A 25,383-nucleotide genomic window follows, 5' to 3' on the forward strand; every position below is an offset into this window, starting at 1 on the left:
ATGCCTTTCCTCGGGTTACCGGTCGAGCGTGATCGAGGAGGTCGCACAGGGGCTAGGGCACGACGTCACCGGTGCGGGCGAGGACGTCTGCCGTGGGTGCGGTGACCTTGGGCCCCATCGGCGGGGCCGCGCGACGGCGAGCATGGGGTTCGCCGGAGTGACCGTCTCCGGGTACAGGAGTGGAACATGAGGACCTCGGCACAGACGACGGCGCTCGCCCCTTCCGAGATCGCGGTGCTCGCCCGGGCGATGAGCCGGGCTCCGTCCGTGCACAACACGCAACCGTGGTGCCTGCGCGTCCGGCACAGCGACGTCGACTTGATCGAGCGAGCCTCCGTGGCGCTGCCGAACCACGATCCGGAGGGCCGCGACCGCATGCTGTCCTGCGGCGCGGCGCTCGCGCACCTGCAGGTGGCCGCGCGGGTGCTGTGCCGGGCGACGACCACGTCTTACCTCGCCGGCGGTGCGGTCGTCGCCACCGTCCATGCCGAGCCGGGCTTCAGCCCCGACCACGCCGAGCTCGCGCGCTACCACGCCATCGGGCGCCGGCGCAGCCACCGCCGGTGGTTCTCGGCCGAGCCGGTGTCCGAAGTGGACCGGGCGGCGGTGTCCGCGGCGGGTGGCGAGGCGTGCGTGCGCGCGGTGGTGCCACAGCATCTCGGGGACCTGGGGGCGATGCTCGGTTTCGCCACCCGGGCCTTCCGGGCCGACCCGGCCTACCAGCGCGAGCTGCGCACGTGGACCGCGAGCACGTTCGGTTCCCCCGAGTCGGGCGCCGAGGACGGCGTGCCGGAGTCGGCGCTCGGCCCCGAATCGCTGCCTGCCGCGGGGCTGGTGCGCCGCGAAACACCGGTGCCGGACGACGCCAGGCTCACCGCGCGGCTCGAAGCGGAGCACCTCCTGGCTTTCTGCACCGACGGGGACAGCCGGCGCGAGCACCTCGCCGCCGGCGCCGCGTGCGCCCGGACGTGGCTGGAAGCGACCGCCCGCGGGCTCGCCGGGTCGGTCCTCACCCAGCCGCTGCACCTGTGCGGCTTCCGCGAGCTGCTCGCAGAACGGCTGGAACTGCCCGGACTGCCGCAGGTGATCTTCCGCTACGGGCACCCGGTGGCTCCTGTGCCGCCTTCGCCCCGCCGCCCTCTCACCGACCTGTTTCCGGACTGAACCGGCTCGTCCGCACGGGAACCCGGCGAGGGCTTGTCGGCGGGCAGGACCCGCAGCAGGTCCCGGTACGTCACGATGCCCACCAGCGATCCGTCGGCGTCGACCACGGGCAGGGCGCGCACACCCGCTTCGGTCATGCGGTGCGCGAGCGCGGCGGGGTCGAGGTCCGGGGACGCGGTCGCGGCCTGGGTGCTCATGACCGCGGACACGGTGCGGTGGCCGCCGAGCAGGACGCCCGTGTCAGGGTCCCGGTGGCCGCGTCGCCGGGGAAGCCGGCCCGGACGAGGTCCGTTTCACTGATCAGACCCACGAGCTTGGCCGAACGGGTGACCACGGGCAGGGTGGTGAAGCCCCACCGCGTCATCAGGTGAGCGGCTTCGGCGAGCGAAGCGCCGGAAGTCACGCTGATCACCGGGGTCGTCATGATGGCACGCGTTCGCATCGCGTTCTCCGTTCCGGCGGCCGGTGCGGATGCCTCGTCCGACCTTGATGCCGGCGGCTCGCGCGGGCCAAGGGTCTTTCGCCCCTGGCCGGCCGCCGGTCGGGGCACGAGCCGGGGACCGGTGACCCGCCGAAACGGGCAGAAGGCCCCTTCGGATCAGCCGGCGCGCGGCGCATGCTGAGGACGGAAACCGGCCCTGTCGAAGTGAAAAAGGCGCGAGACATGATTCCGTCGGCGAACCGCTTGCTGCGGTGGTGGCACTTGCTCGTTCCCGGACGCGGTTCCGTCGCGCGGACTTCGGACCGGCTGCAGGCCGGTCTGGCACTCGTGGTGATCCTCGTTGCTCTCGCTGCCATCCCGTTCTCGGCGGCCGCCGGTTCGTCGGTCTACGCTTCGCAGAAGGCGGTCTCGGTGCGGGAACTCGCCGAGTACATGCCGGTGACGGCGACGCTCCTCGCGGACGGCCCACCGATTTCTGTGAGTGGTCGCAGCGGCGCCGTCGGTGGCCCGATGCCGACCGACGCGACGTGGGACTCCGCCGGCGACGTGCGTCACGTCGGGAAGGTGAGTGCGGACGAAGGCACCCACCGCGGCGACACCGTGCAGATCTGGGTGGATCACGCCGGCGTCGTGGTCGACCCGCCGCTGAGCGCCGCCGCCGCCGTCGTGAACGCGGTCGCGGCGGCGGCCGGGCTGTTGTCCGCGGTGTGGCTCGGATTGGCGCTGGTCTACCGGATCGCCGTCTTCGCACTCGACCGCTATCGCATGGGGAGGTGGCGGCAGGAGTGGTTCGCCGTGGTGAGCGGGAAAGCGCGCTCGTGAGCGACCACGACCGCGTGCGGAACAGGAGGTAGTCATGCATACCAGGCAATGGCACGTCGACGTGTTTCTCAGCGAGGACGAAGGGCGCACGAACGCCACGGCCCGGTTGCGCACCGGGTCGGGTGCGACCCTCGACGCGGCAGGCACAGCGCGGCTCAACCCGGTCGACCGCGACGTCCCGGAGATCGGGGACGAGCTGGCCGCCGCCCGGGCCCTGAGCGCGCTCGCGCACCGGCTGCTGGACGTCGCCGCCGAGGACATCGAAGCCATCACACACGAGCCGGCTCGGCTCGAGAGGTGAGGAGGTGGACGGGATGCGCACGATGGTCGTGTACGAGTCCATGTTCGGCGACACCGAAGAGGTCGCACGCGCGGTGGCCGACGGGCTGGGTTCCGCGGAGGTCGTTCCCGTGGATCTCGCACCGCGCGATCTGACGGGGTGCGACCTGCTCGTGGTGGGCGCGCCGACGCACGTCCACGGCCTGAGCCGGCCCTCGACGCGCAAGGCGGCCGTGGAGCAGGCTCCGGACGGGACTCGCACGCACGAGCCGGGGGTGCGCGAGTGGCTGGGCGGTTTTCACGTCCTGCCCCCGGGAACGACCACGGCCGTGTTCGACACCAGGCTCCGCAAACCGCGGTGGCTGACCGGATCCGCCGCGAGGGCGGCCGACCGGCTCCTGCGCCGCCTCGGTCATCCGCCCGTGGTTCCGGCGACGAGCTTCTTCGTCGAGGTGGTGGACGGCGAAACACGGCTGGTGGACGGAGAACGAGCACGAGCCCGGGGGTGGGGTGAGTCCCTCGCCCGCGCCCGGCGGACCGGGTCCGGCCGCGGCTGAGGGGCGGCGTGCCCGGGTGCTCCCGGCACCGATCCCGCAGGACCCCCGTTGGGCGCTTCGCTCCGGCGAAGGCCGGCGCGAGGCCGCACAGCCACCGCCACCCGGGCCGGACGCGGTCGCCGAGCAGCAGCATCGCCAGACAACACGCCGCCTTGCCGCCGTGACCGCGCTCGGGACGGACGGTGCGGCCTGGCTTGACGATGTCGCGTACCTGACGATGCCGAGCGCGGTGAACGCCACGACGAGGTAGACCAGTCCGGGTCCCCAGCACGGTCATCTCCCGGCCGAGGAGCTCGGCGGAAAGCCCGATGCCGTACCGCAGCAGGCGACGGCGTGCCGGGTGGGCAGGGTCGCGTGCGGCGCGGGATCCGAGAAGCGTTGCGAGGCCGTCGAGCGCGGCAGCCGGTGCGGCGGCGCCGAAACCGGTTCCGAAGCCGAGTCGCGGGGTCATCGCGCCGGGGTGGTGCGTGGAATGCGTCCGTTGAGGATGGTGGAGCCGGGGTGCGCGGGGTGCTTTCGAACGTCGCCGAGACGCAGGCCCACGACCCACGACGGGCGCCGCGCCGTGGAGCCACGCCGACCAGACGTACCTGCCGTGTGCCCGAACGGCTGCCGGCTCAGCCGGTGGTGGGGACCATGAGCATCGGACAGGTCCCGTGTTGCAGCACAGCGTGCGTGGTCGACCCGAGCAGCAAGCCGGGGAACCCGCCTCGACCGCGCCGGCCCACCACGACGAGACGGGCCTCCGCGCTGCGCGCCAGCAGTTCATGGCGCGGGCGCCGAGCCACGGTCTCGTGCTCGACGTGCACGCCGGGGTGGCGGCGCGCCGGTTCGGCCAGGAGCTCGTCGAGGCGTGGTTCGGCGCCGTCGCCGGCCGCGGCGTGGAGCACGAGGAGGGGAGCCGCGAGTGTGTCGGCTTCGGCGAACGCGGCTTCGGTGACCGCGGCGGAGCCCGGCCCGCCGTCGACTCCCGCGACCACGGGCGCGGTTGTGGCGGGTGCGTCCCACTCGTCCCCGCGGACGACGACGACACGGCACGGGGCGTGGGTGATCAGCGCGGAGGCGACGGACCCGGCCAGCACCGAGCCGACCCGCCCCCGGCCGTGACCCACGACCAGGACCGTGTCCGGCCCGGCGAGGCCCAGCAGTGCCTGAGCCGGGCGGTCGGGGTCCAGCCGCTCGCGCACCTCGGTCACGCCGGCGCCGAGCGCCGTTTCGCGCGCCGCGCGCAGGAGGTGCCGGCCGTGGTGGCGGAGGAAGTCCTTGGCCTCGTCCGTTGCCGGCACGACGCCGAACGCGAGCAGGTCCGGGAACGACGTCGCGTGGAGCAGTTCGAGCGCCGCCCCGTGGCGGGCCGCCGAGCGCGCGGCCCAGCGGACGGCGTCGATCGCCGAGACGGAACCGTCCACACCGACGACGACCGATCCGGAATCGGATGAGGTCACGGTGCTCTCCGTTCTTCCGGGATCGGCGGCGCCACGCAGGGGCGGGCCCGCGGAACACACTCGCCACCGCGACGATGCAGTGCGTGCCGTCGCGTACGCCGCCGATCCTGCCGAGCGGGCAACGTCGCGCGGGTCATCGCCCGAGTGTGCGGCCGCGCGCTCGCCCGGAGCAGGGCCGCAGCGCCCCGGAGGGAGGGACCAAAGACTCCAGGCGCGGTGCCGCGATCACGGCCGGTGCCCCCGTCGGGGGAAGGTTTCGGTCACCGACCAGCAGGTAGCGGCGCGGGCCACGCTCGGTGACCTCGCGCCGCGCTTCTTCCTCGATCGGGTGCCTGTTCCTCCTCGTCCACGAGCCTCCTTCTTCCCGCTGCGAGTCGGCACCCGAGCCACGCCGACGGGCGCTCCCGAGCCGGTTCCCGGAGCCGCCTCGAGCGGCCGTTCATTCCGGCCGGCTGTAGGCCGCCAGAGCCCGGTCCCTTGCCTCCCGCGAGATCGTCCGCACCAGCGTGGTGTGGGCCGCCTGGACGAAGGGGCGGGCGATTCGCCAGTACCGGCGGAACTTCACCCAGCTTTGCGGGTCCGTCATCAGCACCCGGGTGTCGACGGTCAGCAGGCTGCGGTGGATTCCGTAAGGTCGCACGCCGAACGTGATCACCAGCTTTCCGTACCCGGGTTCGGAAAAAGCCGCGAAGTCGTCCGGATCGACCCGGCGCCAGGTGATGACCGGGCGCCAGAACTTCCCCGCCACTCCGACGGCGAACTCGGTGCCCGGGTGCTCGCCGAGGAGTGCCCAGTCGGAACCGCTGTCGAGGTCGTCGACGGTCAGGCGGGTGGGCTGCCGTGGCGGCCCGTGCCTCCGGCCGCGCCAGCGAGCGGGCAGCTCGCGGACCCGCTCCGCGACCGTCAGAAGCCCACTGTGGATGTCCGTCAGGTCGAAGTCGCGTGCCGCCGCGTACGTCTCCTTGGCCGGTGCGTCGACGATCTCGTGGCGAACCACCGAGAAGTGGGGGTGCGGGGCGAACCGGTCGCCGAGCAGATCGGGTGCCTGCGGGTGGGAATCCGTCATGGTGCCTCCTCTTCGGGCGGTCGTGGAGTTCCCAGGCTGGGCGCGCTCCGGAGCGTGCGCTAGGAGCGGACGGTGTGTGCGTGGCCGATTTCGTCATCGCCGGAAGTGACTTCGTGCCCTGCCGCGGGCTGTGGCGGGACGCGACGGTGAGAGGTGTCGATCGAAAGGCGGCTTGCCATGAGGATTCTCGTCGTCGTGGCGACCAAGCACGGGGCCACGAGGGAAATCGCCGAGCAGATCGCCGCGACGGCCGCGGCTTCGCTCGAGGAAACCGGCGTCGCGGTGCAGGCCGAGGTGCGCGATGCCGGGCACGTCACGTCGTTCGAGGGGTACCACGCGGTAGTGCTCGGCAGCGCGGTCTACTTCGGGCATTGGCTCGACAGCGCACGGCGTCTCGTGCACGAGCACCAGGAGGAACTGCGCCGGGTCCCCGTGTGGCTGTTCTCCAGCGGGCCGGCGGGGGAGCAGGCACACCCGGGTGAGGATCCGGTGGACGTCTCGGACGTCCTGGTCGCTTCGGGTGCCCGCGAGCACCGGCTTTTCGGCGGCCGCATCGAGCGTGCGAAGCTGCGCTTCCCCGAACGGGCCGTGGTCGCCGCGTTACGCGTACCGGACGGCGACAACCGTGACTGGCCGATGATCCGGGCCTGGGCGCGGACCATCGCCGGCGAGCTGGCCGTGGCGCCCGTGCAGCGGCAGGGCCGGCGATGACAGTGCGAGTCCCGACGTGCCGCCGCCGTGCCCGGTCTGGTTCGTGAAGCGGCCTGTTGCACCCGATCTTCGCCGCCTGTGCCGCTGGGGGAGGCGGCCCGATTGCCGGGCGCCCGCCGGCACGTTCCCGGAGGAGAACCATGACCGCGAACCCGTCCGTGAGGGCGCAGCCGGCCGACGGTGAGGTCGGTCTGATCCGCGCACTCGCTCCGGCCCACGCCGAAGCGGTGTCGGCTCGGCGCACGAGCCTGGCCGAGCGAGATCGCCACCTGCGGTTCTTCGGGCCGTTGCCGTCGCTGATCCGAGGGACAAGTCGATGCGGATCCTGACCCTGAACCCCGGCTCGTCGAGCCTGAAGACGGCACTGGTCGAAGACGGGGCCGCCGTCGGCTGGGCGGCCGCGTCGCTGAGCGAGGCGCACCTCGTTTCGGACGCCGTGCGCCGCTGGCCGCGCCCGGATGCCGTCGCGGTGCGGTTCGTCCACGGCGGGTCGAGGAAAGCACCGGCGCTGGTGACGGAATCCCTGCTGTGCAGCTTGGAACGGCTCGTTCCCCTCGCGCCGCTGCACCAGCCCCAGTCGTTGTCCGTCACGCGCGCTGTGCGGGCGCTGCTGCCCGACGTGCCGGTGGTGGCGTGCTTTGACACCGCCTTTCACGCCGGCCTGCCCGACGCGGCGGCGCACTACCCGCTGCCGCGCACGTGGACGCGGCAGAACCGGTTGCGCCGCTACGGGTTCCACGGCTTGTCGTGCGGCTACGCCGTCCGCCGGACCGCCGAATTGCTGGGGTGCTCCGAGACCGGTCTCCAGCTGATCTGCGCACACGTCGGTGCGGGCGTCTCGGTGACCGCCGTGCGCGATGGCGTCAGTGCCGACACGTCGATGGGGTTCACCCCGCTGGAGGGACCGGCGATGGCCACCCGGTCGGGCTCGATCGACCCGGGACTGCTGCTGCACGTGATGAAAACCGCTCCCATGGGACCCGATGAGATGGCGGACGCCCTGTACCACCGGTCCGGCCTGGCCGGAATGTGCGGCGGCACCGGCGATCTGGGCGCGGCGCTCACCGCGGCCGCCGCCGGTGACCCGGACGCGACACGGGGGGTGGCGGTCTACGTGCACCGCCTGCGGCGGGAGATCGGTGCGGTCGCGACGAGCCTCGACCGGCTGGACGCCCTGGTGTTCACCGGCGGGGTGGCCGAGTACCAGCCGGAGGCGATCGCCACCGTGACCGCCGGCCTCGGCGTGCTGGGCCTGCGTGTCGGCCCGCTGGAACGCACCGACGGCGACCGCGTGATCAGCGCGCCGGACTCCGCGGCGCCGGTGCTCGTCGTGCGGACCAGGGAGGAACTCGAACTGGCCCGCACGGCCGGAGCCGTGCTGGCCGAGCGGGTCGCGAGATGACCGGCGCGCACGGCAGCACCTCGACGCTGTGCGGCCAGGTGCTTGGTGAACCCCGGCTTCACCGAGAGCCCGGTGCGGGCCGGCGTCACGGCGATCTCGGTGAACCCCCGGCGGGATCGGGCCCGTCGGCACGCGATCCTGCTCGACACCGCCCGTACCCATCCGCGTCAGGAGAGGAGAACACCGTGACCACAGCGGATCAGGACGACATCGTCGTCGGCGTCGACGGCTCGGCGGGCAGCGCCGCGGCACTGCGCTGGGCCCTGGCCGAGGCGAAGGCGAGTGGCCGCCGGGTCGTGGCGGTCAGAGCCTGGAGCGTCGACCGGACCGCCGACCCGGGGTCGGCGGCGACGCGGTCGCCGCAAGACAGGGGAATCCGGTACCGGCAGCAGTTGGCGCAGTTCGTGCCGGCTCGCACGGCGGAGGAACGGGGACCGGTTCCGGAGGCGGGCACGGTCGCGACCTACCGGCCCGGCGCTGCCGACGGCGACTGTCCTGATCGGACGGTGGCTGCCGTGCTCCGTGGTCGACGCGGTGGCCGGGTCAGCGCAGCCAGGCGCGGTCGCCGGTGAAGGCCGCCCAGCGATGGCCGAACCCCCAGGTGTTGCCGGCGAGCGTCGTGGCGAGCGCGACGAGGACAAGCGCGTAGACGATGTGGTAGTCGAGGAACGGGTGGGTCGAGTGTGTCGCCTCGCCGCCGCCGGTGAACCGCGCCGGCGGCCATTCGGCGGCCCACATCAGCAGAAGCAGGACCGTGCCCGCGACGGCGGTGATCCGCAGCGCCACGCCGGCCAGCAGCGCGAGGCCGATGCCGAGCAGGCCGGCCATGAAGAGCCAGTCCGCCCACCACGTGCCGGCCCAGGTGTGGAACGTCGAGGCGAGCGGACCCACGTCGACGGAGCCGAGGAAACCACGGGTGGGCGAGCCGCCGCGCATCCAGGCACCCGCGGCGGCGGTGGAGTAGCCGAGGCCGAACAGCTTGTCGGCGAAGGCCCAGAGGAAGACGAGGCCCATGGCGATCCGCAGCAGGGCCAGAGCACGGCCGCCGTCGGCCCGGCGGTGGCGCGGCGACGCGGGCCGCCGAGACGGGGGAGCCGTGGTATCGGAAAGGTTGTCGTGCTCGGGTTTGACGGACATGATCCCTCCGTTCGCCGGTCATTCCGAGTGTGGTGCGCGACGGTGGATCACACTGGAGGCGAAGGTCCTCGCCGCGGAGGTCCTTGGCCGCCGGCCCCAGCCGAAGTACGCGAGCGGCCCGGCGAAGTTGACGGCGATGACCGCCGCCCACACGGCTTTCGGCCCGCGAACCTGATCCGCCGGCCGGTGCGCGAGATCCCACCACGCCGTCGCGGCCAGCGTGGCCTGGACCACGGCGGCGCCGGCGACGACCCGGCGCTGGGCGGAGGAGAGCTCGGCCCACTCGCGGCCGCAGGCGCGGTCACAGCCGGGCGAGTTCACGGCCCACCAGCTCGACAGTGCGGCACGCGTGGCCCCATTCGTTGTCGTGCGAACGCGCGATCGTCTTCTTCGGCGCGGTCATGGGCGCTCCCTTCACGACGACGACCGGTTCCGGCCCAGGCGTCAGCGCCCGAGTGCCGTGCGGCGGCGCTCGTATTCGTCCTGATCGATTTCCCCGCGCGCGAATCGCTCGCGCAGGATGCCCATGGCGCGGTCTTCGTCCGAAGCGGACTTCGGAACGCGCCGGATCAGCAGCGCGGCAACGATCGCGGCGGCGGCCAGCACCACCAGCAGCCCGATGATGACCAGTGCGGGAACGACCCAGCCTCCTGTCGTTCCGTAGTGCCAGTACGGCATTTCGCTCACCTCGCTCGTCTCAGTGCCCCTGGTGGCGGGGACCGGGGAATGCTTCGGCCGGGTCGAAGGGCATCAGCACGTCCGCCAGGTCGCGGCGGGGAGTCGCGGGCAGCGGGTCCGCGTTCACGGGCGCCCAGCCGAGGCGTAGGACCATCTGCGGGAACGTGCCGGACGAGACCTCGTTCTCGACGGTGCGCCGGACGTCGGGCAGTTCGAGCGGCTCCGTCAGGGGGCAGGTGGCGAGCCCGAACCGGGTCGCCGTGAGCAGGGCCGCGCTGGTCGCTTCCCCGGCGCGCAGGCGGGACATCCGGTCGTCGGACGCCGTGCTCAGCACCAGGAGCACGGTCTCGGCGTCCTCGCCGGTGGTGCCGGCCGGTTCGGCGAGCTCGGGGTCGGCGAAGTGCCGGGTGGGTTGCGTCCCCGGCGTGGGGTCGGGCATCGGCGCGCTTCGCGATGGGACGCCGTCCGGGGCGACCCGCCGGCCGCTCCAGGCGGCGAGTTCGTCCCGGTATGCGGGATCGGCTTGGTGGCGCCGGTTCGCCTCCTCGATCGCGACGGCCAGGTAGTGGCGCTCGGCGTTCTCGGCGACGCGCAGGACGACGCCCTCGTCGGCCACGGCCTCGGCGATCGACTCGAGGTAGTCCCGCGGAACTTGCCACGAGCTGAGACGTCGGCGGTCGGTTCGGCGCTGCGGGATGGCCGCGGCGAGCGCGACCTCCGACGCGGTGGGCTCGCTCCGCCGGAACTCGACCGCGGCGAGGTGGTCGGGTTCGGCCGGATGGGGCAGGCGGTGCACCTCGGCCCGCCAGCCGAGCGCGGCGAAGCCGATCCGCAGGTGATGCAGGGCGGCACCGCACCCGATGAGGAGGTCGCGTCCGTCCGGGTCGGTGTGCGCGAGCTGCCGGGACGGATCGGCGTACAGGTGCAGCGACCGGGCGCCCTTCGCCCACCGCCAGGGCTGGGAATTGTGCACCGACGGAGCGCGGATGGCCATCGCCACCGCGGTCTTGACCGTGAAGTCGTCGGGAAGTCCACGTTCCATGGCTGGCCCGCCTAATCGAGTCGTGAAGCGGTCGGCTTGACCGTGCCACGCGGGTGCCGCCCCGCTGGAGAGTCCGAGTTCCCCGGGCGAAGGGACTTTCGCCGGTCTTCGGCGAGCACGGCGCCCGGGCCCGGGACCGGTCGGCGGTGCCGCTCGTGTCGGTGCCGAGCGCCGCCGGCTTCGGCGGCCATCCGCCCGCGGCATCGGGGCCGGCGTCGGAGAACGAGCCGGTGCGGGTGCGCGGCCCTCCTCCGCGAGGAACGCCGCGTCGCCGAGGCCGTCCCGTGCCGGAGGTGGTCGTCGAACTCCGGGCACGCGCGGGCCGTCATCGACGCAGAAGACGTCGTCTGCGATCGGGTCACCGTGCCCCGTCGACTCCCTTTCCCTCCGAGATCCGCGCGCCGGCGGTCGCGTCCCGCGTGCCGTCGGCCTCGATCGCCGGGCCGTGGCCGGCGGCCGCGGGGAAGACCGCGAGCTCGCGGGCCAGTGCGCGGATCTCGGGGCCCGGCGGCGCTCCTCGGCGCACAAGGGCGGCGAGGCGGCACGGTCTCCGACGAGCAAGACCACGCCGCTGTGGGTCTCTCGAGCCGCTGCCCACGGGTTCGCGGCGTCCGGCTTCACGGTCACGGAGATCCGGTTGCAGGGCGTCAGATCACCGCGGTGACGGTCGTTCGTCCCCGCGGCCGGAAGTCCCGGTGCGCCGGTGACTTCCGGCCGCTGCTGTGGCGGGTGGCGAAGGGGATGCTCGGAGGGATGAACCTGTCCGCGGCCCTGCCCGGACTCGCGCAGTTGCGCGGTTATCGCCGAGCCTGGCTGCGCGGAGACGTCGTCGCCGGGGTGACGGTGGCGGCTTATCTCGTGCCGCAGGTGATGGCCTACGCCGAGGTGGCGGGTCTGCCGCCGGCCGCCGGGCTGTGGGCCGCGGTCGGTCCGCTGGCCGTTTACGCGCTGGTGGGCTCGTCGAGCCGGTTGTCGGTCGGGCCGGAGTCGACGACCGCCTTGATGACGGCCGCGGTGCTGGCGCCGTTCGCGGCGGGGGACCCCGCGCGGTACGCCACGCTGGCGGCGGTGCTCGCGGTGCTCGTCGGCGCGCTCTGCCTCGTGGCCGCGCTGGCCCGGCTGGGTGTGCTGGCCGAGCTGCTGTCGAAGCCCGTGCTCACCGGCTACATGGCGGGGATCGCGGTGCTGATGATCGCGGGGCAGCTCGGCAACGTCACCGGGGTGCGGGTCGACGGGACCGGGTTCCTCGGTGAGCTTTCGGGCTTCTTCGCGCGGATCGGGCTCGTCCACTGGCCCACGATCGCCCTGGCCACCGGCGTGCTGCTCGTCCTGATCCTCCTCGAGCGGTTGCTGCCCGCAGTGCCGGGCCCGCTCGTGGCGATCGCGGGGGCGACGGCAGTGGTCGTGGTGGCGGGGCTGCCCGGGATCGAGGCGGTCGGCGCCTTGCCCGCCGGCTTGCCGCCCGCGGTGTCGGGCTTTTCGGCCGCCGAGGCGGGCCGGCTCGTTCTGCCCGCGGTCGGCATCGCGATCGTGGCCTTCTCCGACAACGTGCTCACAGCGAGGGCGTTCGCGGCCGGGCGGGGCGAGGAGGTCGACGCCGGCCAGGAGCTGCGCGCACTCGCCGCCGTCAATGTGTCCGCGGGATTGCTGCACGGCTTTCCCGTCAGCAGCAGCGGAAGCCGGACCGCGCTGGGCGCCGCCGCGGGCAGCCGCACGCAGCTGTACTCGCTTGTCGCGCTCTTCACAGTGGTGCTCGTCGTGGTGTTCGCCCGTCCGCTGCTGGCCCAGTTTCCGAAGGCCGCGCTCGGGGCGCTGGTGATCTTCGCCGCCACGTATCTCGTCGACGTCAAGGAACTGCGCCGGTTCGCCCGGTTCCGCAGGAGTGAGCTCCTGCTCGCGTTGCTGACCACCGCCGGGGTGCTCGGCCTCGGCGTGATCTACGGCGTGCTCGCCGCGGTCGGACTGTCCATTCTGGACCTCCTGCGGCGGATCGCCCGGCCGCACGACGGAATCCTCGGCGTCGTCCCCGGGCTGGCCGGAATGCACGACGTCGACGACTACCCGGACGCGACGACGGAGCCGGGGCTAGTCGTCTACCGCTACGACGCTCCGCTGTGCTTCGCCAACGCGCAGGACTTCCGCCGCCGGGCCCTCGCCGCCGCGGGCAGTGACGTGCGCTGGTTCGTCCTCAACACCGAGGCGAACGTCGAGCTCGACGTCACCGCGGCCGACGCGCTCGAGCAGCTGCGTTCGGATCTCGTGCGGCGTGGCGTCGTTTTCGCGCTCGCCCGGGTCAAGCAGGACCTGCGCGACGACCTGGTCGCCGCCGGGCTGGTCGGGAAAGTCGGGGAGAATCGGATCTTCCCGACCCTGCCCACCGCGATCAGCGGCTACCACGCCTGGGCCGCGGCTCACGGCTGACGGGGCCCGGCGAACGCCGCCGGCCCCGGATCGCGCGCGCGGCGGGCCGTAACGAGAACGTGATGCGCGGAAACCTCCTCGTAAATACGAGGTATTGCGTGGAGGTTCGGTCACAGGTACGGTCCTGCGCATCAGAAACCGCAGGGCAAGCCCGACCGTTGTTGTGGAAGTTCGGGCACCAGGTGAATGGGCGGAGAGTGTTCATGAGGTTGATCGGCTACCTGGACCGGCTGTCCGCCCGGCCGGGGGACTCGCTCCCGGTCCGGATCAGCGGTGACGGCGGGCCGGTCACGGTCGATCTCGTCCGGCTCCTGCACGGCGACACGAACCCGCTCGGCCCCGGCTTCCTCAGCACCGACGTGGCTTCCGTCCCCAGCCAGGTCGTGGTCGCGGAGGAGCAGGTCACCCCGGTGGGTTCGTGCCTGCGGGCGGACGACGTCGTCCCGGCCGGCACCACGCGGCTGAGCGCCGGTGTGGTGATCTGGCCGACCACGGTGGACGCGGGCCGGGAACAGGGCGTGCTGAGCGTGGTGGACGCCGCGGGCGAGCCCGTCGTCGCGGTGACCCTCGGTGAATCCGGCCGCCTCCGGCTGTCCAGCGGTGCCGGTGCGGTGCTGCTCGAGGCCGCCCGGCCGCTGGCGAACCGGCGCTGGTACCGCGTCTGCGCCGAGGTCGGCACCGGTGGAGTGGCACTGGAAATCGTGCCGCTGGAACCGTTCCCGGGTGACGAAACGCCGGTCCGCCTGCGCGGTGAGTCCGAAGTGGACCTTTCGGCCGCGAGCGGGGTGGTGGTCGCCGCGCTGCGCTGCCCGGCGGAGGGCACCCGGTACTTCCCCGGTGGCGTGTTCAACGGCAAGGTCGAGCATCCCGTGCTCTCCTCCGGCGAAGACCGGCTCGCCGAATGGGCCTTCGAGCGCGGTTTCGCCACCGACACCGCCGAGGACGTCTCCGGCCGGGGCCGGCACGGGCTGCTGGTGAACAAACCGGCGCGCGCGATGACGGGGCACACCTGGACCGGCGAGGTGCACGACAGCGCCGCCGCGCCGGAGCAGTACGCCGCGATCCACTTCCACGACGACGACCTGATCGACGCCGGCTGGCCCGAGACGGCCCGGGTGGACCTGCCGGCCGACCTGCCGAGCGGCATCTACGCCGTGCGCCTGCGCGGGACCACCCGGGACGGCGGGGAAACCGACCACATCCCGGTCGTGGTGGCGCCCGCGGCCGGTGCGCCCCGCCCGAAGGTCGCCTACCTGATCCCGACCTTCACCTACCTGGCCTACGCCAACGAACGCCTCCAGCACCGCCTCGACTACGAGGCCGCCGGCATCACCGACCACCCGATCACGCCGGGACCGCACGACGTCGCGCTCGTCGAGCACCCGGAGTTCGGGGCCAGCCTCTACGACCTGCACAGCGACGGCTCCGGCATCTGCTACACGAGCGCCTTGCGCCCGATCCTCAACCTGCGCCCGGACTACCGCATGTGGCTGCAGAACGCGCCGCGCAGCCTGGGCGCCGACCTCTACCTCGAGCACTGGCTCGTCCGCAGCGGCGTCGAGCACGACGTGCTCAGCGACCACGACCTGCACGCCGATCCCGAGCACGCGCTGGACGGCTACCAGGTGGTGCTCACGGGCTCGCACCCCGAGTACTACAGCGGGGCGATGCTCGACGCGCTGCAGCGGCACGTCGACACCGGACACTGCCTGATGTACCTGGGCGGCAACGGGTTCTACTGGGTCACCTCGCAGGACCCGGGACAGCCGGGTGTGCTGGAGGTACGTCGCTCGGGCGGGATCCGGACCTGGGAGATCCAGCCGGGCGAGGGCCACCACTCGACGACCGGCGAGCCGGGCGGGCTGTGGCGCTGGCGCGGCCGGTCGCCCAACAAGCTCGCCGGGGTCGGCATGTGCAGCCAGGGCTGGGACGAGAAAGCCCCGCCCTTCGAGCGCACCCCGCTGTCCTACGAGCCCGAATGGGCCTGGGTTTTCGAAGGCATCGACGACCATCTCCTCGGTGACTTCGGTCTGATCATGAACGGCGCGAGCGGCGACGAACTCGACCGCTGCGACTTCGCACTGGGCAGCCCGCCGAACACGGCGGTGCTCGCCACCTCACAGCGCCACAGCGACTTCTACCAGCTCGCCGTCGAGGACGTGCTGATGCTCGCCCCCGGGCTGGGCGGCAGCGAGTCCGACCTCGTCCGCTCCGACATGGTGATCGTCGAGCGCCCGGGCGGCGGCGCGGTCTTCTCCGTCGGCTCCATCTGCTTCACCGGCTGCCTGCCGTGGAACGGCTACGAGAACAACGTTTCCCGGCTGCTGCACAACGTGCTCGGCAACTTCCGCGCCCGCGTCTGACAAGTGGTCCCCCCGGATTCCCGACTGCAGGGAGAACTCCCATGAAACACCCCGTCCCGTTCCGCCGGCTGGCCGGCGCCACCGCGGCGGCCGTGCTGACGCTGTCCCTGGCCGCCTGCGGCGGCATCACCCAGGACACCGGCTCGGCGGCCGGCGGCCAGTCGTGCAAGCGCTCCACCGACAAGGTGATCGGCTTCGACTACCCGTTGACGTCGCTGTCGGTCTACGGCGACCTCAAGCGGTTCGCCGAGCAGCGCGCCACCGCCCGCGGGTACCAGATGAAGTACACCGCCGACGACGAGGACCTGCAGAAGCAGACCCAGAACGTGCAGACCTGGGTGACGCAGAAGATCCCCGCGATCGTGTCCTACCCGCTCGAGCCGGCGTCGATGGAGCCGCTCGCGCAGCAGGCGCGCGGCAACTGCACGGTGTTCGTCTCCTACGCCTCGCCGCTGAAGAACCAGGACGCCTCGGTGCTGTTCAGCGGCCTCGAGAGCGGTCAGGCGCTCGGCAAGACGGCGACCGAGTGGGCCAAGCAGCACCAGGGACCGGTGAAGGTGCTCGTGCTCAACAACCGGGACCTCGCGGTGGGTGCGCAGCGCGACGACGGCCTCAAGGCGTCCTTCGCCGCGGGTGGCAACGTCGAGATCGTCTCCACGCAGAAGGCCGGCACCCGCGCGGACGGCGAGCAGATCGCCCGCACGGTCCTGCAGGCACACCCCGACCTCAACATGGTGCTCGGGTACGACGACGACGTCGCACTGGGCGCGCAGCAGGCGTTCCTCAACGCGGGCAAGAACCCGAAGGACCCGGGCATCTTCATCGGCGGCCAGGACGGGTCGAAGGAAGGCCTGCAGGCGGTGTCGCAGGGCGGGATCTACCGGGTCTCGGTCGCGGTGCGCATCCGGGACATCGGCTTCGCGGTCACCGACGTGGCGGCGGACCTGTTGGAGGGCAAGCCGAACAAGGGCGTGAACGTCCCGCCGGTCGCGCTCACCGCGAGCACCCCCTCGCTCAAGGAATACCTGAGCGACTACAGCTGAGGAACCCGATGACGCTCACGATTCGAGGCCTGGTCAAGGGATACGGCGCGGCCACCGTCCTCAAGGGAGTCGATCTCGACATCGCTCCCGGCGAGGTGCACGCGCTGCTCGGCCCGAACGGCGCCGGCAAGTCGACCTTGATCAAGTGCATCGGCGGAGTGGTGACCCCGGACGCGGGTGAGCTGGCGCTCGACGGCGAGCCGCTGGGCCAGCTCACCCCGAACCGGGCCTTCGCCACCGGGATCGCCACCATCCACCAGCACCTCTCGCTGATCGACGTGCTGTCGGTGAGCGACAACCTGTTCCTCGGCCAGGAGAAGACGGTCGCCGGGGTGCTCGACCGGGCCGGCCAGCGGCGGGTCACCGCCGAGCTGCTCGACCGGTTCGGCCTCGACGTCGCGCCGGGGACGAAGGTCGGCGGCCTGCCCATGGGCACCAAGCAGCTCCTCGAGATCGCGAAGGCGTGGCACCGCACCGACGTGCGGGTGCTGATCCTCGACGAGCCCACCGCGTCGCTCTCGGAGAGCGAGACGGAACGGCTCTTCGCCGAGATCGCGAAGATGAAGGCCGGCGGGGCGCGCATCGTCTACACCACGCACCGCCTCGGCGAGGTCTTCCGCATCGCCGACCGGGTCACGGTCCTCCGCGACGGTGTGGTCGCGTTGCGGGAGAAGGTCTCCGACGTCGCGCCGGAGCGGATCGTCGAGGTGATCTCCGGCGGTACCGGCGCGCCGACGGCACCGGCCGAGCCCGCGGACCTCGGTCCGATCCGGCTGCGGCTGCGGGACCTGGCCGGCCCGCGGTTCGGGCCGATCGACCTCGACGTGCGCTCCGGCGAGATCCTCGGTCTCTACGGGGTGCTCGGCTCCGGCCGCACGTCGCTGCTGGAGACGCTCGCCGGCCGCTACCGCGCCGCCCGAGGCAGCGCCGAGGTCGACGGCGAACGGTCGGCGCCGCGCACCCCGGCGGGCGCGGTGCGGCGCGGGATCGCGCTCGTCCCGTCGGACCGGCTCCGGCAGGCGCTGTGGCCGACCCGCAACGCGGCCGACAACCTCCTGCTCCCGTCGTACCGGCGGCTCGCGCGGCTCGGCCTGCGCCGGCCCGGTGGCGAGCGGCGGCTGTTCGCCGAGACCGCCCGGCAGGTCGACCTCCAGCCGCCCGACGGCGGCCGCAAGGGCGGCCAGTTCTCCGGTGGCAACCAGCAGAAGCTCGTCCTCGGCCGCTGGCTCGCCCGGGCCGGGGAGCTCGCCGTGCTGCTGCTCGACGAGCCGACGCAGGGCGTCGACGTCGGGGCCCGGCGGCAGATCTACCAGGTCTGTCGCGAGCTGGCCGCCCGCGGGCTCGCGGTGGTCTTCGCCTCGTCGGACGCCCAGGAGGTCGCCCTGCTCGCACACCGCGCCGTCGTGATGGACCGCGGCCGGCTCACCACCGAGCTGACCGGTGCGGACATCACCGAATCCGCCCTGCTCGCCGAAGCCCACCAGTTCACCGGTGTCACCACTGACCTGCCCGACGACGCCGCAGCCACCCTCCCGGAGGTACGCCCATGACGACGGCAACCGCCACCCCGGAGGCGAGCACCACCCGGCGTACGCCGGTGCTGGAGCTCGTCCTGCGGTCGGCACTGCTGATCGGCCTGCTCGTGCTGGTCGGCTTCTTCACCAGCCGGTCGGACCTGTTCCTCACCGTGGGGAACATCAAGAACATCGCGCTGTCGGGCGCCGTGCTGCTCATCGTCGCGGTGCCGCAGGCGGTGCTCGTGATCATGGGCTACGTGGACCTCTCGGTGGGGTCGGCGGTCGGCCTGTCCGGCGTGGTCACCGGGCTGCTGATCGTCGACCACCACGTGAACTGGGGGCTGGCCGTGCTCGCCGGGCTCGTGGTCGGCGCCGTGGGCGGTCTGGTCAACGGGGTGCTCGTGTCCTACACCCGGCTCAGCCCGATCATCGTCACCCTCGGCACCCTGCAGCTGTACCGGGGGATCGCGCAGTTCCTGCGCTCGGACCCGCCGGCCGACTTCGGCACGGGGATGTCGCTGCTGGGCCGTGGTCTCTACGCCGGGATCCCCGTCCCGGTGTGGATCGCGTTCATCGTGTTCGGCCTCGGCGCGCTGTTCCTCTACGGCACGCCCGCCGGCCGCCAGGTCTACGCGATCGGCGTCAACCAGGAGGCGGCGTTCCTGTCCGGGGTCGCGACGAAACGGTTGCCACTGATGGTGTTCGTGGTCACCGGACTCGCCGCCGGCCTCGGCGGCGTGCTCTTCGCGGCGCGGCTCGACTCCGCCCCGCCGAGCACGCTCGGCGCCAACTTCGAGCTGCAGGTGCTCACCGCGGTGCTGCTGGGCGGGGTCGCGTTCAGCGGCGGCCGGGGGACGATGCTCGGCGTCCTGCTCGGGGTGGTTTTCCTCGGCGTGCTCAACAACGGTATGACGTTGATGAACGTGCCGTACTTCGCACAGGCCATCGCGACCGGGGCGGCCCTCGTGGTCGCGGCCGGTCTGGACGAGCTCGGGCAGCAGGCCGGCACCTTGCGTCGGGTGCTCCGGAGAACGTGACCGGCCTGGCTCGCTCGTGCATTTGAGGAAGGTAGGGGGAAACGTGCTTCCCGACGAACGCCGCAGGCGGATCCTGGCGCTGCTGAACAGCAGTGAGGTGCTCCGGCCCGCGGACATGGCGGTCCAGCTCGAGGTGTCGCCGGAGACCATCCGGCGCGATCTCGTGCTGCTGGAACGCGAAGGCGCCATCCGCCGCGTGTACGGGGGTGCGGCCAAGGCCAAGAGCCTCTCCCGCAGTGCCGAGCCCGGCCGGGTGGAGCGCGAGAACATCGAGCGCGAGGCCAAGGCGGAGATCGCCGAGGTGGTCGCCTCGATCGTCGGCGACGACGACACGGTGTTCCTCGACGTGGGCACCACCGTGCTCGCCGCCGCCCGCGCGCTGCCCGAGTCGTTCCGCGGCCGCGTGGTCACCAACAACCTCGGCGCGGTCCTGGCGATGGCCGGCCGGGACGGGGTGAACCTGCACCTCGTGGGCGGGCGCGTCCGCCACGACGAGCTGACCTGCTCCGGGCCCGACGCCGAGGACCAGGTGAGCAACTTCTTCGCGGACAAGGCGTTCCTGGGTTCCGGCGGGGTCCACGTGACCGGCGGGCTCACCGACTACCACCTCGACGAGATCGCCGTGCGGCACCGGATGATCAGCAACGCGGCCGAGGTCTACGTGCTGGCCGACGGCAGCAAGCTCGGGCACGTCGCGCTGCGCAAGGTCTGCGCGCTCGAGAGCATCACGGCGCTGATCACCGACTCCTCCGCCGACCCGGAGATGGTCGCGCAGCTGCGTGACGCGGGTCTGACCGTGGTGCAGCCGGCCGTGGCCGGAGCCGAGGACGCGGCCTCATGACCGGAGCGGTGCTCGCCCTCGACCAGGGCACTTCGGCGACCAAGGCGCTCGTCGTCGCCGAGGACGGTGCCGTGCTGGCCGAGGTCGACCGGCCGGTGACCGTCCGGACGCCGGAGCCGGGTGCGGTGGAGGTGGATCCGGGCGAGCTGCTGGCGTCGGTTCTCGACGCGGGCCGCGCGGCCGTCGCGGCGGCCGGGGTCAATGCCGGCGTCGTCGGGCTCGCCAACCAGGGCGAGACGGTGCTGGCGTGGGACCCCGCGACGGGAGAAGCCCTCTCGCAGTGCGTGGTGTGGCAGGACCGGCGGGCCGTCGGGGTGTGCGAGTCCCTGCGCGACGTCGCCGGACGGCTCGGCGAGATCAGCGGCCTGCCGCTCGACCCGTACTTCTCCGCCCCGAAGATGCGCTGGCTGCGGGAGCGCGTGGGCGCCGGGGGAGTGGTCACCACCACCGACACGTGGCTGCTGCACCGGCTCACCGGCGAGTTCGTCACCGACGTCGCCACCGCGTCGCGCAGCATGCTGCTCGATCTCGAGTCCGGCACCTGGTCGGACGAGGCCTGGGAGCTGTTCGGGCTGACCGAGCGCCGGCCGCGGCTGGCCGGCAACGATGAAGTGGTCGGCACCACCGGCGCGTTCGGTGCGGAGGCCCCGGTCGCCGGGGTGATCGTCGACCAGCAGGCCGCGCTGTGGGCACAGCGCTGCCGGGAGCGCGGCGAGGCGAAGTGCACGTACGGCACCGGCGCCTTCCTGCTCGTCAACACCGGTGACCGGCCGCAGCGCAGCGAAGCCGGGCTGACCCCGTCGATCGCGTGGCAGATCGCGGGGCAGCGGCGCTGGTGTCTCGACGGGCAGGTGTACACCGTGGGCAAGGCGGTGGCCTGGCTGCGCGACGTCGGCCTGCTCGGCTCGGCCGGCGAGCTCGACGAGCTGGCGTCCACAGTGGACGACACGGCCGGGGTCGTTTTCGTGCCGTCGCTCGCCGGGCTGGCCGCGCCGCACTGGCAGCCGGGTGCGACCGGCGGCTTCCTGGGACTGAACCTGGCGGCGACGCGGGCGCACCTGGCGCGCGCGGTCTGCCTGGGGATAGCCGCGCAGGTCGTGGACCTCGTCGACGCCGCGGCGGCGGACCTCGGCGGCACCGTGCCCCGGCTGCGGCTCGACGGCGGGCTCACCCGGTCGCGGACCCTGGTGCAGCTGCAGGCCGACCTGCTGCAGGCACCGGTGGAGGTGGCCGCCGCCCCGCACGCGACCGCGCTCGGCGTCGCCGACCTGGCGTTGCGCGGTGCCGCCGGCCGCCCGTTGCCCGACCCGCGGCCGGGCACGGTCGTCGAACCGAGCGCCTCGCCCGCCTGGGCCGCCGAGCAGCTGGGCCGATGGCGGTCCGCGCTGGAGGCGACCCGGCAGTTCAGCGGCGAAGGCCGCGTGTTTCCCGGAAGGGCTGATTCCTGATGCCAGAGCCCGAGTACGACCTGGTCGTGATCGGAGCCGGCGTGGTCGGCTCCGCGCTGGCGCGCGAGTTCACGCTGCGCGGCCGGTCCGTGGCGCTGGTGGACACGCGCTCCGACGTCGGGGACGTGACCAGCAAGGCCAACACCGCGATCCTGCACACCGGCTTCGACGCGACGCCCGGCACCACCGAGTCGCGGCTCGTCGCCCGCGGGTACCGGCTGCTGTCCGACTACGCCGCCAAGGCGGGGATCCCGGTCGAGCCGCTGGGTGCCTTGCTGGTCGCCTGGGACGAGGAGCAGCTCGCGGCACTGCCGGGGCTGGCCGAGAAGGCCGCGGCCAACGGCTACCACGAGACCCGGCTGCTGGACGCCGCCGAGCTGGCGCGGCGCGAGCCCCACCTCGGCCCGGGTGCGCTGGCCGCTCTGGAGGTGCCGGGGGAGTCCATCATCTGCCCGTGGACGACCACGCTGGCGTTCGCCACGGAGGCGGTGCGCCACGGCGCCGACCTGCTGCTCGGCCACACCGTGACCGGTGCCGAGCCGGGCGCGGACCACACCGTGCTGCACACCGACCGGGGCCCGGTCCGGGCCCGGTGCGTGGTCAACGCCGCCGGCCTCGGCAGCGACCGGGTGCACGCGATGTTCGGGCACAAGTCGTTCACGATCACGCCCCGCCGCGGCCAGCTCATCGTGTTCGACAAGCTGGCGCGGTCGCTGGTGAACCACATCCTGCTGCCGGTGCCGACGAAGATGGGCAAGGGCGTGCTGGTGAGCCCGACCGTCTACGGCAACGTGATGCTCGGCCCCACCGCGGAGGACCTGACCGACCGCTCGGCCACCGAGTCCACAGAGGACGGTCTGGCCATGTTGCGGGAGAAGGGAAACCGGATCGTCCCCGCGCTGCTGCGCGAGGAGGTCACCACGATCTACGCCGGCTTGCGGGCGGCGACGGAGTTCAGCGACTACCAGATCTCGTTCCACCCCGATCAGCGCTACGTGTGCGTGGGCGGGATCCGGTCGACGGGGCTCACCTCTTCGCTCGCGATCGCCGAGTACGTCGGGGCGGAGCTGGCGGGCTGGCCGGGCGAGGCGATGCCGGGACCGCCCGCGGACGTCGTCCCGCCGCAGATGCCGTACCTCGGCCAGGTGGACGCCCGGCCGGCCGAGGACGCCGCGCTGATCGAGAAGGACCCCGCCTACGGCGAGATCGTCTGCTTCTGCGAACGCGTCAGCCGCGGTGAGATCCGCGACGCGTTGCACAGCGAGATCGCCCCCTCCACTGTGGAGGGGCTGCGCCGCCGCACTCGGGCCGGGATGGGCCGGTGCCAGGGTTTCTACTGTGGCGCGGTGGTTTCGCGCATGGTCGACGAGGGCGCGGACGCGCCCGTGAAAGCGGAGGCCGCGAAGTGAACGAGCGGGTCAGGCACGATGTCGACGTCGCCGTGATCGGCGGCGGGCCGTCCGGGCTGGCCGCGGCGGTCGCGCTGCGCCAGGCCGGGGTGGAGCGGGTCGAGGTGCTGGAGCGGGAGGGCGTCGCCGGCGGGATTCCGCGGCATTCCGCGCACACCGGCTACGGCCTGCGGGACTTCCGGCGGATGATGACCGGGCCGGCCTACGCCCGGCGGTACGCCGCGCTGGCCGCGGCGGCCGGCGTCACCGTGCGCACCACGACCATGGTCACCGGCTGGTCCGGCGACGGCGGCCTCGAGGTGACGGCGCCGGCCGGGCTGTCCGTCGTGCACGCCTCGGCGGTGCTGATGGCGACCGGCGCGCGGGAGCGCCCGCGCCCGGCGCGCTGGGTGCCGGGCGACCGCGGCCAGGGCGTGTACACCACCGGGCAGCTGCAGCAGACGGTGTACCTCCACGACCGGCCCGTCGGACGGCGCGCGATCGTGGTGGGTGCCGAGCACGTCGGCTTCTCCGCGATGATGACGTTGCGGCACGCCGGGGTCGAGGTCGCCGCGCTCACCACCGAGCTGCCGCGCCACCAGAGCTACCTGCCGTTCCACCTCGGCGCGCGGTGGATGTTGCGCGTGCCGGTGCTGACGGGCACCCGGGTCGTCGCGGTGCGGGGCAAGCCACGCCCGGAGGAGGTCGAGCTGGAGCGCCTCGCCGACGGGCACCGGTGGACCGAGGCCTGCGACACGGTCGTGTTCACCGGTGACTGGGTGCCGGACCACGAGCTCGCCCGGACAGCGGGCGTCGGGATGGACCCGCGCACCCTCGGACCGGTGATCGACGCGACCGGGGCAACCAGCACGCCGGGGCTCTTCGCCGCCGGAAACCTGTGCCACCCGGTCGAAACCGCGGACGTCGCGGCGCTGTCGGGCCGCCACGCCGGCCGTTCGATCGCGCGCTGGCTGGCCGGCCGCGCGGCGTCGGCGGCCGGCGCGGGGGTCCCGATCGAGGTCGACGGCCCGCTGGCCTGGACGAGTCCCCAGCGCATCTCGTCGTCGGCGGACCTCCCGGCGCGCGGCCGGGTGATCCTGCGGCCGAGCGTGTTCGCCCGCCTGCCGCGCGTGCGGGTCAGCCAGGGCGACCGGGTCCTGTGGCAGGGCCGGCTTCCGCAGTTCGTCCCGTCGCGCCCCGCGCTGCTGCCGGCCTCCTGGCTCGCCCGCGTGGACCCGTCGGGTGCCGCGGTGCGGATCGAAGCGCTGGTCTGACCTTCGCGTCCACAGTGGACGATGCGCGCCCGGACGGGCTCCCGGGTACGTCCCGGCTCTCGGGTGTCGGCTCCGCGGTTTTCGGCTCGGGCTTACGGCAGGACGGCCAGACCGCCGAGTTCGCCGGAGGGCAGGATGACCGTCCGCAGATCAGCCCCTCCCGGACCCCTCGGGCCGGCGGCACCGCTGTGCAGGACGTCGCTTCGCCGCTGGAAGTTTTCACGCGAGCCGACGAATTCGGTGCTTGGTACCGGGTGTTGCCGAGGTCGCGGCCGGCTGTGCGACTCGGGTCAGCCGCGTGCCTGCGGGCGTTTCGGTGTGGGGTGTACTTCGTCGAGAAGGTCCAGGAAGGCCCGTGCGGCCGCGCTGGGGCGTCGGGTCGCGGAGGTCGCCGCGGTGAGTTGCCAGAGGAGCTCGTGGTCGGCGATCTCCAGGGTGGTCAGCCCGGTGGGGTCGTCGACCAGGAACTCGCCGAGGAAACCGATTCCGAGTCCGGCGCGGATGAAGTGCACGGCGGTGCCGATGTCGGCGACTTCGAGGGTGACTTCGCGTTCGATGCCGGCGCTGGCGAACGCGTGGTCGGTGATGATGCGGTTGCCGAAGCCCGGTGGGGAGTCGATGAAGGGGAAGTCGGCGAGTTGTGACAGCGAGACCCGGCCGGTGCCCGCCAGTGGGTGGTCGGCGGGAACGTAGAGCACCAGGGGGATCATCTCCAGCGCCCGGATCCGCAGCCCGGCGGGTGCCGGTCCGGGGAGGGAGAGGAAGGCGACGTCGAGCCGGCCGTCGCGCAGTTCCTGTGCCAGCCCTGTCGATCCGGCGAGTGCCGCGCGGAGCCGGACGGTGATTCCGGGGTGGCGGGCGCGCAGGGTGGCGAGGATGCCCGGCGTGTCAATGAGGTCGACCGAGGTGAGCGTGCCGACGGTGACGGTGCCCTGAAGCGTGCCGCCGAGTTCCTGGACTGCGTCCTTGGCGGCGCGGGCGGAGTCGAGTGTTTCACGGGCCCGGGGCAGGAAGACGCGGCCGGCCGGGGTGAGTGTCACTTCGTCGCGCCCGCGGTCGAACAGCGGGGCGCCGAGCTCGCGCTCGAGGGCTTTGACCGTTGCCGACACGCCGGACTGGACGACGTGCAGGCGGCGTGCCGCGGGGGTGAACCCGCCCGTGTCGGCCACGGCGAGGAAGTGCTCGAGGTGTCGGAGTTCCATGACCCGATTATCACTCGTGATGCTGGAGAGGATCTGCAGTCATCGTTGGACATGATTCAGGTCCAGAGTGAAAGTGGACTCGTCAACATCTCCGACGAATGAAT

Annotated in this window: 26 protein-coding genes; 16 read left to right on the forward strand and 10 right to left on the reverse strand. The window is 72.8% G+C overall.

Going from position 1 to position 25,383, the window contains the following annotated elements:
* Positions 1-186: 186 nt before the first annotated feature.
* Positions 187-1,164 carry a nitroreductase gene (locus AB0K15_RS40345; protein ID WP_364063447.1) on the forward strand — a complete coding sequence of 326 codons (978 nt, stop codon included), beginning with the start codon at positions 187-189 and terminating at the stop codon, positions 1,162-1,164.
* Here AB0K15_RS40345 and AB0K15_RS40350 read toward each other — a convergent pair.
* The gene (locus AB0K15_RS40350; RefSeq protein ID WP_364063450.1) at positions 1,095-1,361 is read right to left on the reverse strand and encodes a CBS domain-containing protein; all 267 of its coding nucleotides are present in this window, start codon (positions 1,359-1,361) and stop codon (positions 1,095-1,097) included. The two genes, AB0K15_RS40345 and AB0K15_RS40350, sit on opposite strands and share 70 nt — an antisense overlap.
* A complete protein-coding gene (locus tag AB0K15_RS40355; RefSeq protein ID WP_364063453.1) occupies positions 1,358-1,606 on the reverse strand; it encodes a CBS domain-containing protein in 249 nt (82 codons plus the stop codon). Before AB0K15_RS40355 ends, AB0K15_RS40350 begins: the two co-directional genes overlap by 4 nt.
* Before the next feature lie 222 nt (positions 1,607-1,828).
* On the opposite strand from AB0K15_RS40355, the gene AB0K15_RS40360 reads away from it, so the two are divergent.
* From AB0K15_RS40360 to AB0K15_RS40370, 3 genes are read left to right on the forward strand one after another with little or no spacing between them, the layout of a single operon-like run.
* Positions 1,829-2,428: a hypothetical protein gene (locus AB0K15_RS40360; protein ID WP_364063456.1), complete on the forward strand. Its 600-nt coding sequence runs from the start codon at positions 1,829-1,831 to the stop codon at positions 2,426-2,428.
* Positions 2,429-2,462: 34 nt separating this feature from the next.
* Entirely contained in the window at positions 2,463-2,729 is a 267-nt protein-coding gene (locus tag AB0K15_RS40365) for a dsRBD fold-containing protein (protein ID WP_364063459.1), read from the forward strand.
* Between the two features lie 13 nt (positions 2,730-2,742).
* A complete protein-coding gene (locus AB0K15_RS40370; RefSeq protein ID WP_364063462.1) occupies positions 2,743-3,264 on the forward strand; it encodes a flavodoxin in 522 nt (173 codons plus the stop codon).
* Between the two features lie 617 nt (positions 3,265-3,881).
* Here the strand turns inward: AB0K15_RS40370 and AB0K15_RS40375 are convergent.
* Together AB0K15_RS40375 and AB0K15_RS40380 are read right to left on the reverse strand one after the other, a co-directional pair.
* Positions 3,882-4,709 (reverse strand): universal stress protein, encoded by an 828-nt coding sequence (locus tag AB0K15_RS40375; RefSeq protein WP_364063465.1) that lies wholly within the window; start codon positions 4,707-4,709, stop codon positions 3,882-3,884.
* Positions 4,710-5,148: 439 nt separating this feature from the next.
* A complete protein-coding gene (locus AB0K15_RS40380; protein WP_364063468.1) occupies positions 5,149-5,775 on the reverse strand; it encodes a hypothetical protein in 627 nt (208 codons plus the stop codon).
* A gap of 177 nt (positions 5,776-5,952) precedes the next feature.
* Here AB0K15_RS40380 and AB0K15_RS40385 point away from each other — a divergent pair, with 177 nt between their 5' ends.
* The 3 genes from AB0K15_RS40385 to AB0K15_RS40395 all read left to right on the forward strand — a co-directional run bounded on the left by AB0K15_RS40385 (position 5,953) and on the right by AB0K15_RS40395 (position 8,460).
* A complete protein-coding gene (locus AB0K15_RS40385) occupies positions 5,953-6,486 on the forward strand; it encodes a flavodoxin domain-containing protein (RefSeq protein WP_364063471.1) in 534 nt (177 codons plus the stop codon).
* Positions 6,487-6,802: 316 nt separating this feature from the next.
* Positions 6,803-7,888 carry an acetate kinase gene (locus AB0K15_RS40390; RefSeq protein WP_364063474.1) on the forward strand — a complete coding sequence of 362 codons (1,086 nt, stop codon included), beginning with the start codon at positions 6,803-6,805 and terminating at the stop codon, positions 7,886-7,888.
* Positions 7,889-8,073: 185 nt separating this feature from the next.
* Positions 8,074-8,460 carry a universal stress protein gene (locus AB0K15_RS40395; RefSeq protein ID WP_364063477.1) on the forward strand — a complete coding sequence of 129 codons (387 nt, stop codon included), beginning with the start codon at positions 8,074-8,076 and terminating at the stop codon, positions 8,458-8,460.
* On the opposite strand, the gene AB0K15_RS40400 is transcribed toward AB0K15_RS40395, so the two are convergent.
* The 5 genes from AB0K15_RS40400 to AB0K15_RS40420 all read right to left on the reverse strand — a co-directional run bounded on the left by AB0K15_RS40400 (position 8,432) and on the right by AB0K15_RS40420 (position 11,271).
* The gene (locus AB0K15_RS40400) at positions 8,432-9,025 is read right to left on the reverse strand and encodes a hypothetical protein (protein ID WP_364063480.1); all 594 of its coding nucleotides are present in this window, start codon (positions 9,023-9,025) and stop codon (positions 8,432-8,434) included. The two genes, AB0K15_RS40395 and AB0K15_RS40400, sit on opposite strands and share 29 nt — an antisense overlap.
* An 18-nt stretch (positions 9,026-9,043) precedes the next feature.
* Positions 9,044-9,346: a PLD nuclease N-terminal domain-containing protein gene (locus AB0K15_RS40405; protein WP_364063483.1), complete on the reverse strand. Its 303-nt coding sequence runs from the start codon at positions 9,344-9,346 to the stop codon at positions 9,044-9,046.
* Positions 9,347-9,469: 123 nt separating this feature from the next.
* Positions 9,470-9,703, reverse strand: a complete 234-nt coding sequence (locus AB0K15_RS40410; RefSeq protein ID WP_364063486.1) for an SHOCT domain-containing protein — start codon at positions 9,701-9,703, stop codon at positions 9,470-9,472.
* 19 nt (positions 9,704-9,722) lie between these two features.
* A complete protein-coding gene (locus AB0K15_RS40415; RefSeq protein WP_364063489.1) occupies positions 9,723-10,745 on the reverse strand; it encodes an NAD(P)H nitroreductase in 1,023 nt (340 codons plus the stop codon).
* A 358-nt stretch (positions 10,746-11,103) separates the two neighbouring features.
* Complete coding sequence (locus tag AB0K15_RS40420; RefSeq protein WP_364063492.1) at positions 11,104-11,271, reverse strand: hypothetical protein; 168 nt, start codon at positions 11,269-11,271, stop codon at positions 11,104-11,106.
* Positions 11,272-11,498: 227 nt separating this feature from the next.
* Between AB0K15_RS40420 and sulP the strand changes: the two genes are divergently transcribed.
* From sulP to AB0K15_RS40465, 9 genes are all read left to right on the forward strand, one after another.
* On the forward strand, positions 11,499-13,166 hold the full coding sequence (gene sulP, locus AB0K15_RS40425; RefSeq protein ID WP_364063495.1) for a sulfate permease: 1,668 nt from the start codon (positions 11,499-11,501) through the stop codon (positions 13,164-13,166).
* A gap of 203 nt (positions 13,167-13,369) precedes the next feature.
* Positions 13,370-15,529 carry a N,N-dimethylformamidase beta subunit family domain-containing protein gene (locus AB0K15_RS40430; RefSeq protein WP_364063498.1) on the forward strand — a complete coding sequence of 720 codons (2,160 nt, stop codon included), beginning with the start codon at positions 13,370-13,372 and terminating at the stop codon, positions 15,527-15,529.
* Between the two features lie 41 nt (positions 15,530-15,570).
* Entirely contained in the window at positions 15,571-16,572 is a 1,002-nt protein-coding gene (locus AB0K15_RS40435) for a sugar ABC transporter substrate-binding protein (RefSeq protein ID WP_364063501.1), read from the forward strand.
* An 8-nt stretch (positions 16,573-16,580) separates the two neighbouring features.
* Entirely contained in the window at positions 16,581-18,122 is a 1,542-nt protein-coding gene (locus tag AB0K15_RS40440) for a sugar ABC transporter ATP-binding protein (protein ID WP_364063504.1), read from the forward strand.
* Positions 18,119-19,126, forward strand: a complete 1,008-nt coding sequence (locus AB0K15_RS40445; RefSeq protein WP_364063507.1) for an ABC transporter permease — start codon at positions 18,119-18,121, stop codon at positions 19,124-19,126. Before AB0K15_RS40440 ends, AB0K15_RS40445 begins: the two co-directional genes overlap by 4 nt.
* A gap of 43 nt (positions 19,127-19,169) precedes the next feature.
* Positions 19,170-19,967 (forward strand): DeoR/GlpR family DNA-binding transcription regulator, encoded by a 798-nt coding sequence (locus AB0K15_RS40450; protein WP_364063510.1) that lies wholly within the window; start codon positions 19,170-19,172, stop codon positions 19,965-19,967.
* Positions 19,964-21,415, forward strand: coding sequence for an FGGY family carbohydrate kinase (locus tag AB0K15_RS40455; RefSeq protein ID WP_364063513.1), 1,452 nt, complete (start codon positions 19,964-19,966; stop codon positions 21,413-21,415). Before AB0K15_RS40450 ends, AB0K15_RS40455 begins: the two co-directional genes overlap by 4 nt.
* Positions 21,415-22,824, forward strand: a complete 1,410-nt coding sequence (locus tag AB0K15_RS40460) for an NAD(P)/FAD-dependent oxidoreductase (RefSeq protein WP_364063516.1) — start codon at positions 21,415-21,417, stop codon at positions 22,822-22,824. The genes AB0K15_RS40455 and AB0K15_RS40460 overlap by 1 nt, the downstream gene beginning before the upstream one ends.
* Positions 22,821-24,077 carry an FAD-dependent oxidoreductase gene (locus tag AB0K15_RS40465; protein ID WP_364063519.1) on the forward strand — a complete coding sequence of 419 codons (1,257 nt, stop codon included), beginning with the start codon at positions 22,821-22,823 and terminating at the stop codon, positions 24,075-24,077. The genes AB0K15_RS40460 and AB0K15_RS40465 overlap by 4 nt, the downstream gene beginning before the upstream one ends.
* Positions 24,078-24,367: 290 nt before the next feature.
* On the opposite strand, the gene AB0K15_RS40470 is transcribed toward AB0K15_RS40465, so the two are convergent.
* The gene (locus AB0K15_RS40470) at positions 24,368-25,279 is read right to left on the reverse strand and encodes a LysR family transcriptional regulator (RefSeq protein ID WP_364063522.1); all 912 of its coding nucleotides are present in this window, start codon (positions 25,277-25,279) and stop codon (positions 24,368-24,370) included.
* Positions 25,280-25,383: the final 104 nt, after the last annotated feature.

It is taken from the genome of Amycolatopsis sp. NPDC049253 (genome assembly GCF_040678995.1).
Taxonomy (GTDB): Bacteria; Actinomycetota; Actinomycetes; order Mycobacteriales; family Pseudonocardiaceae; genus Amycolatopsis.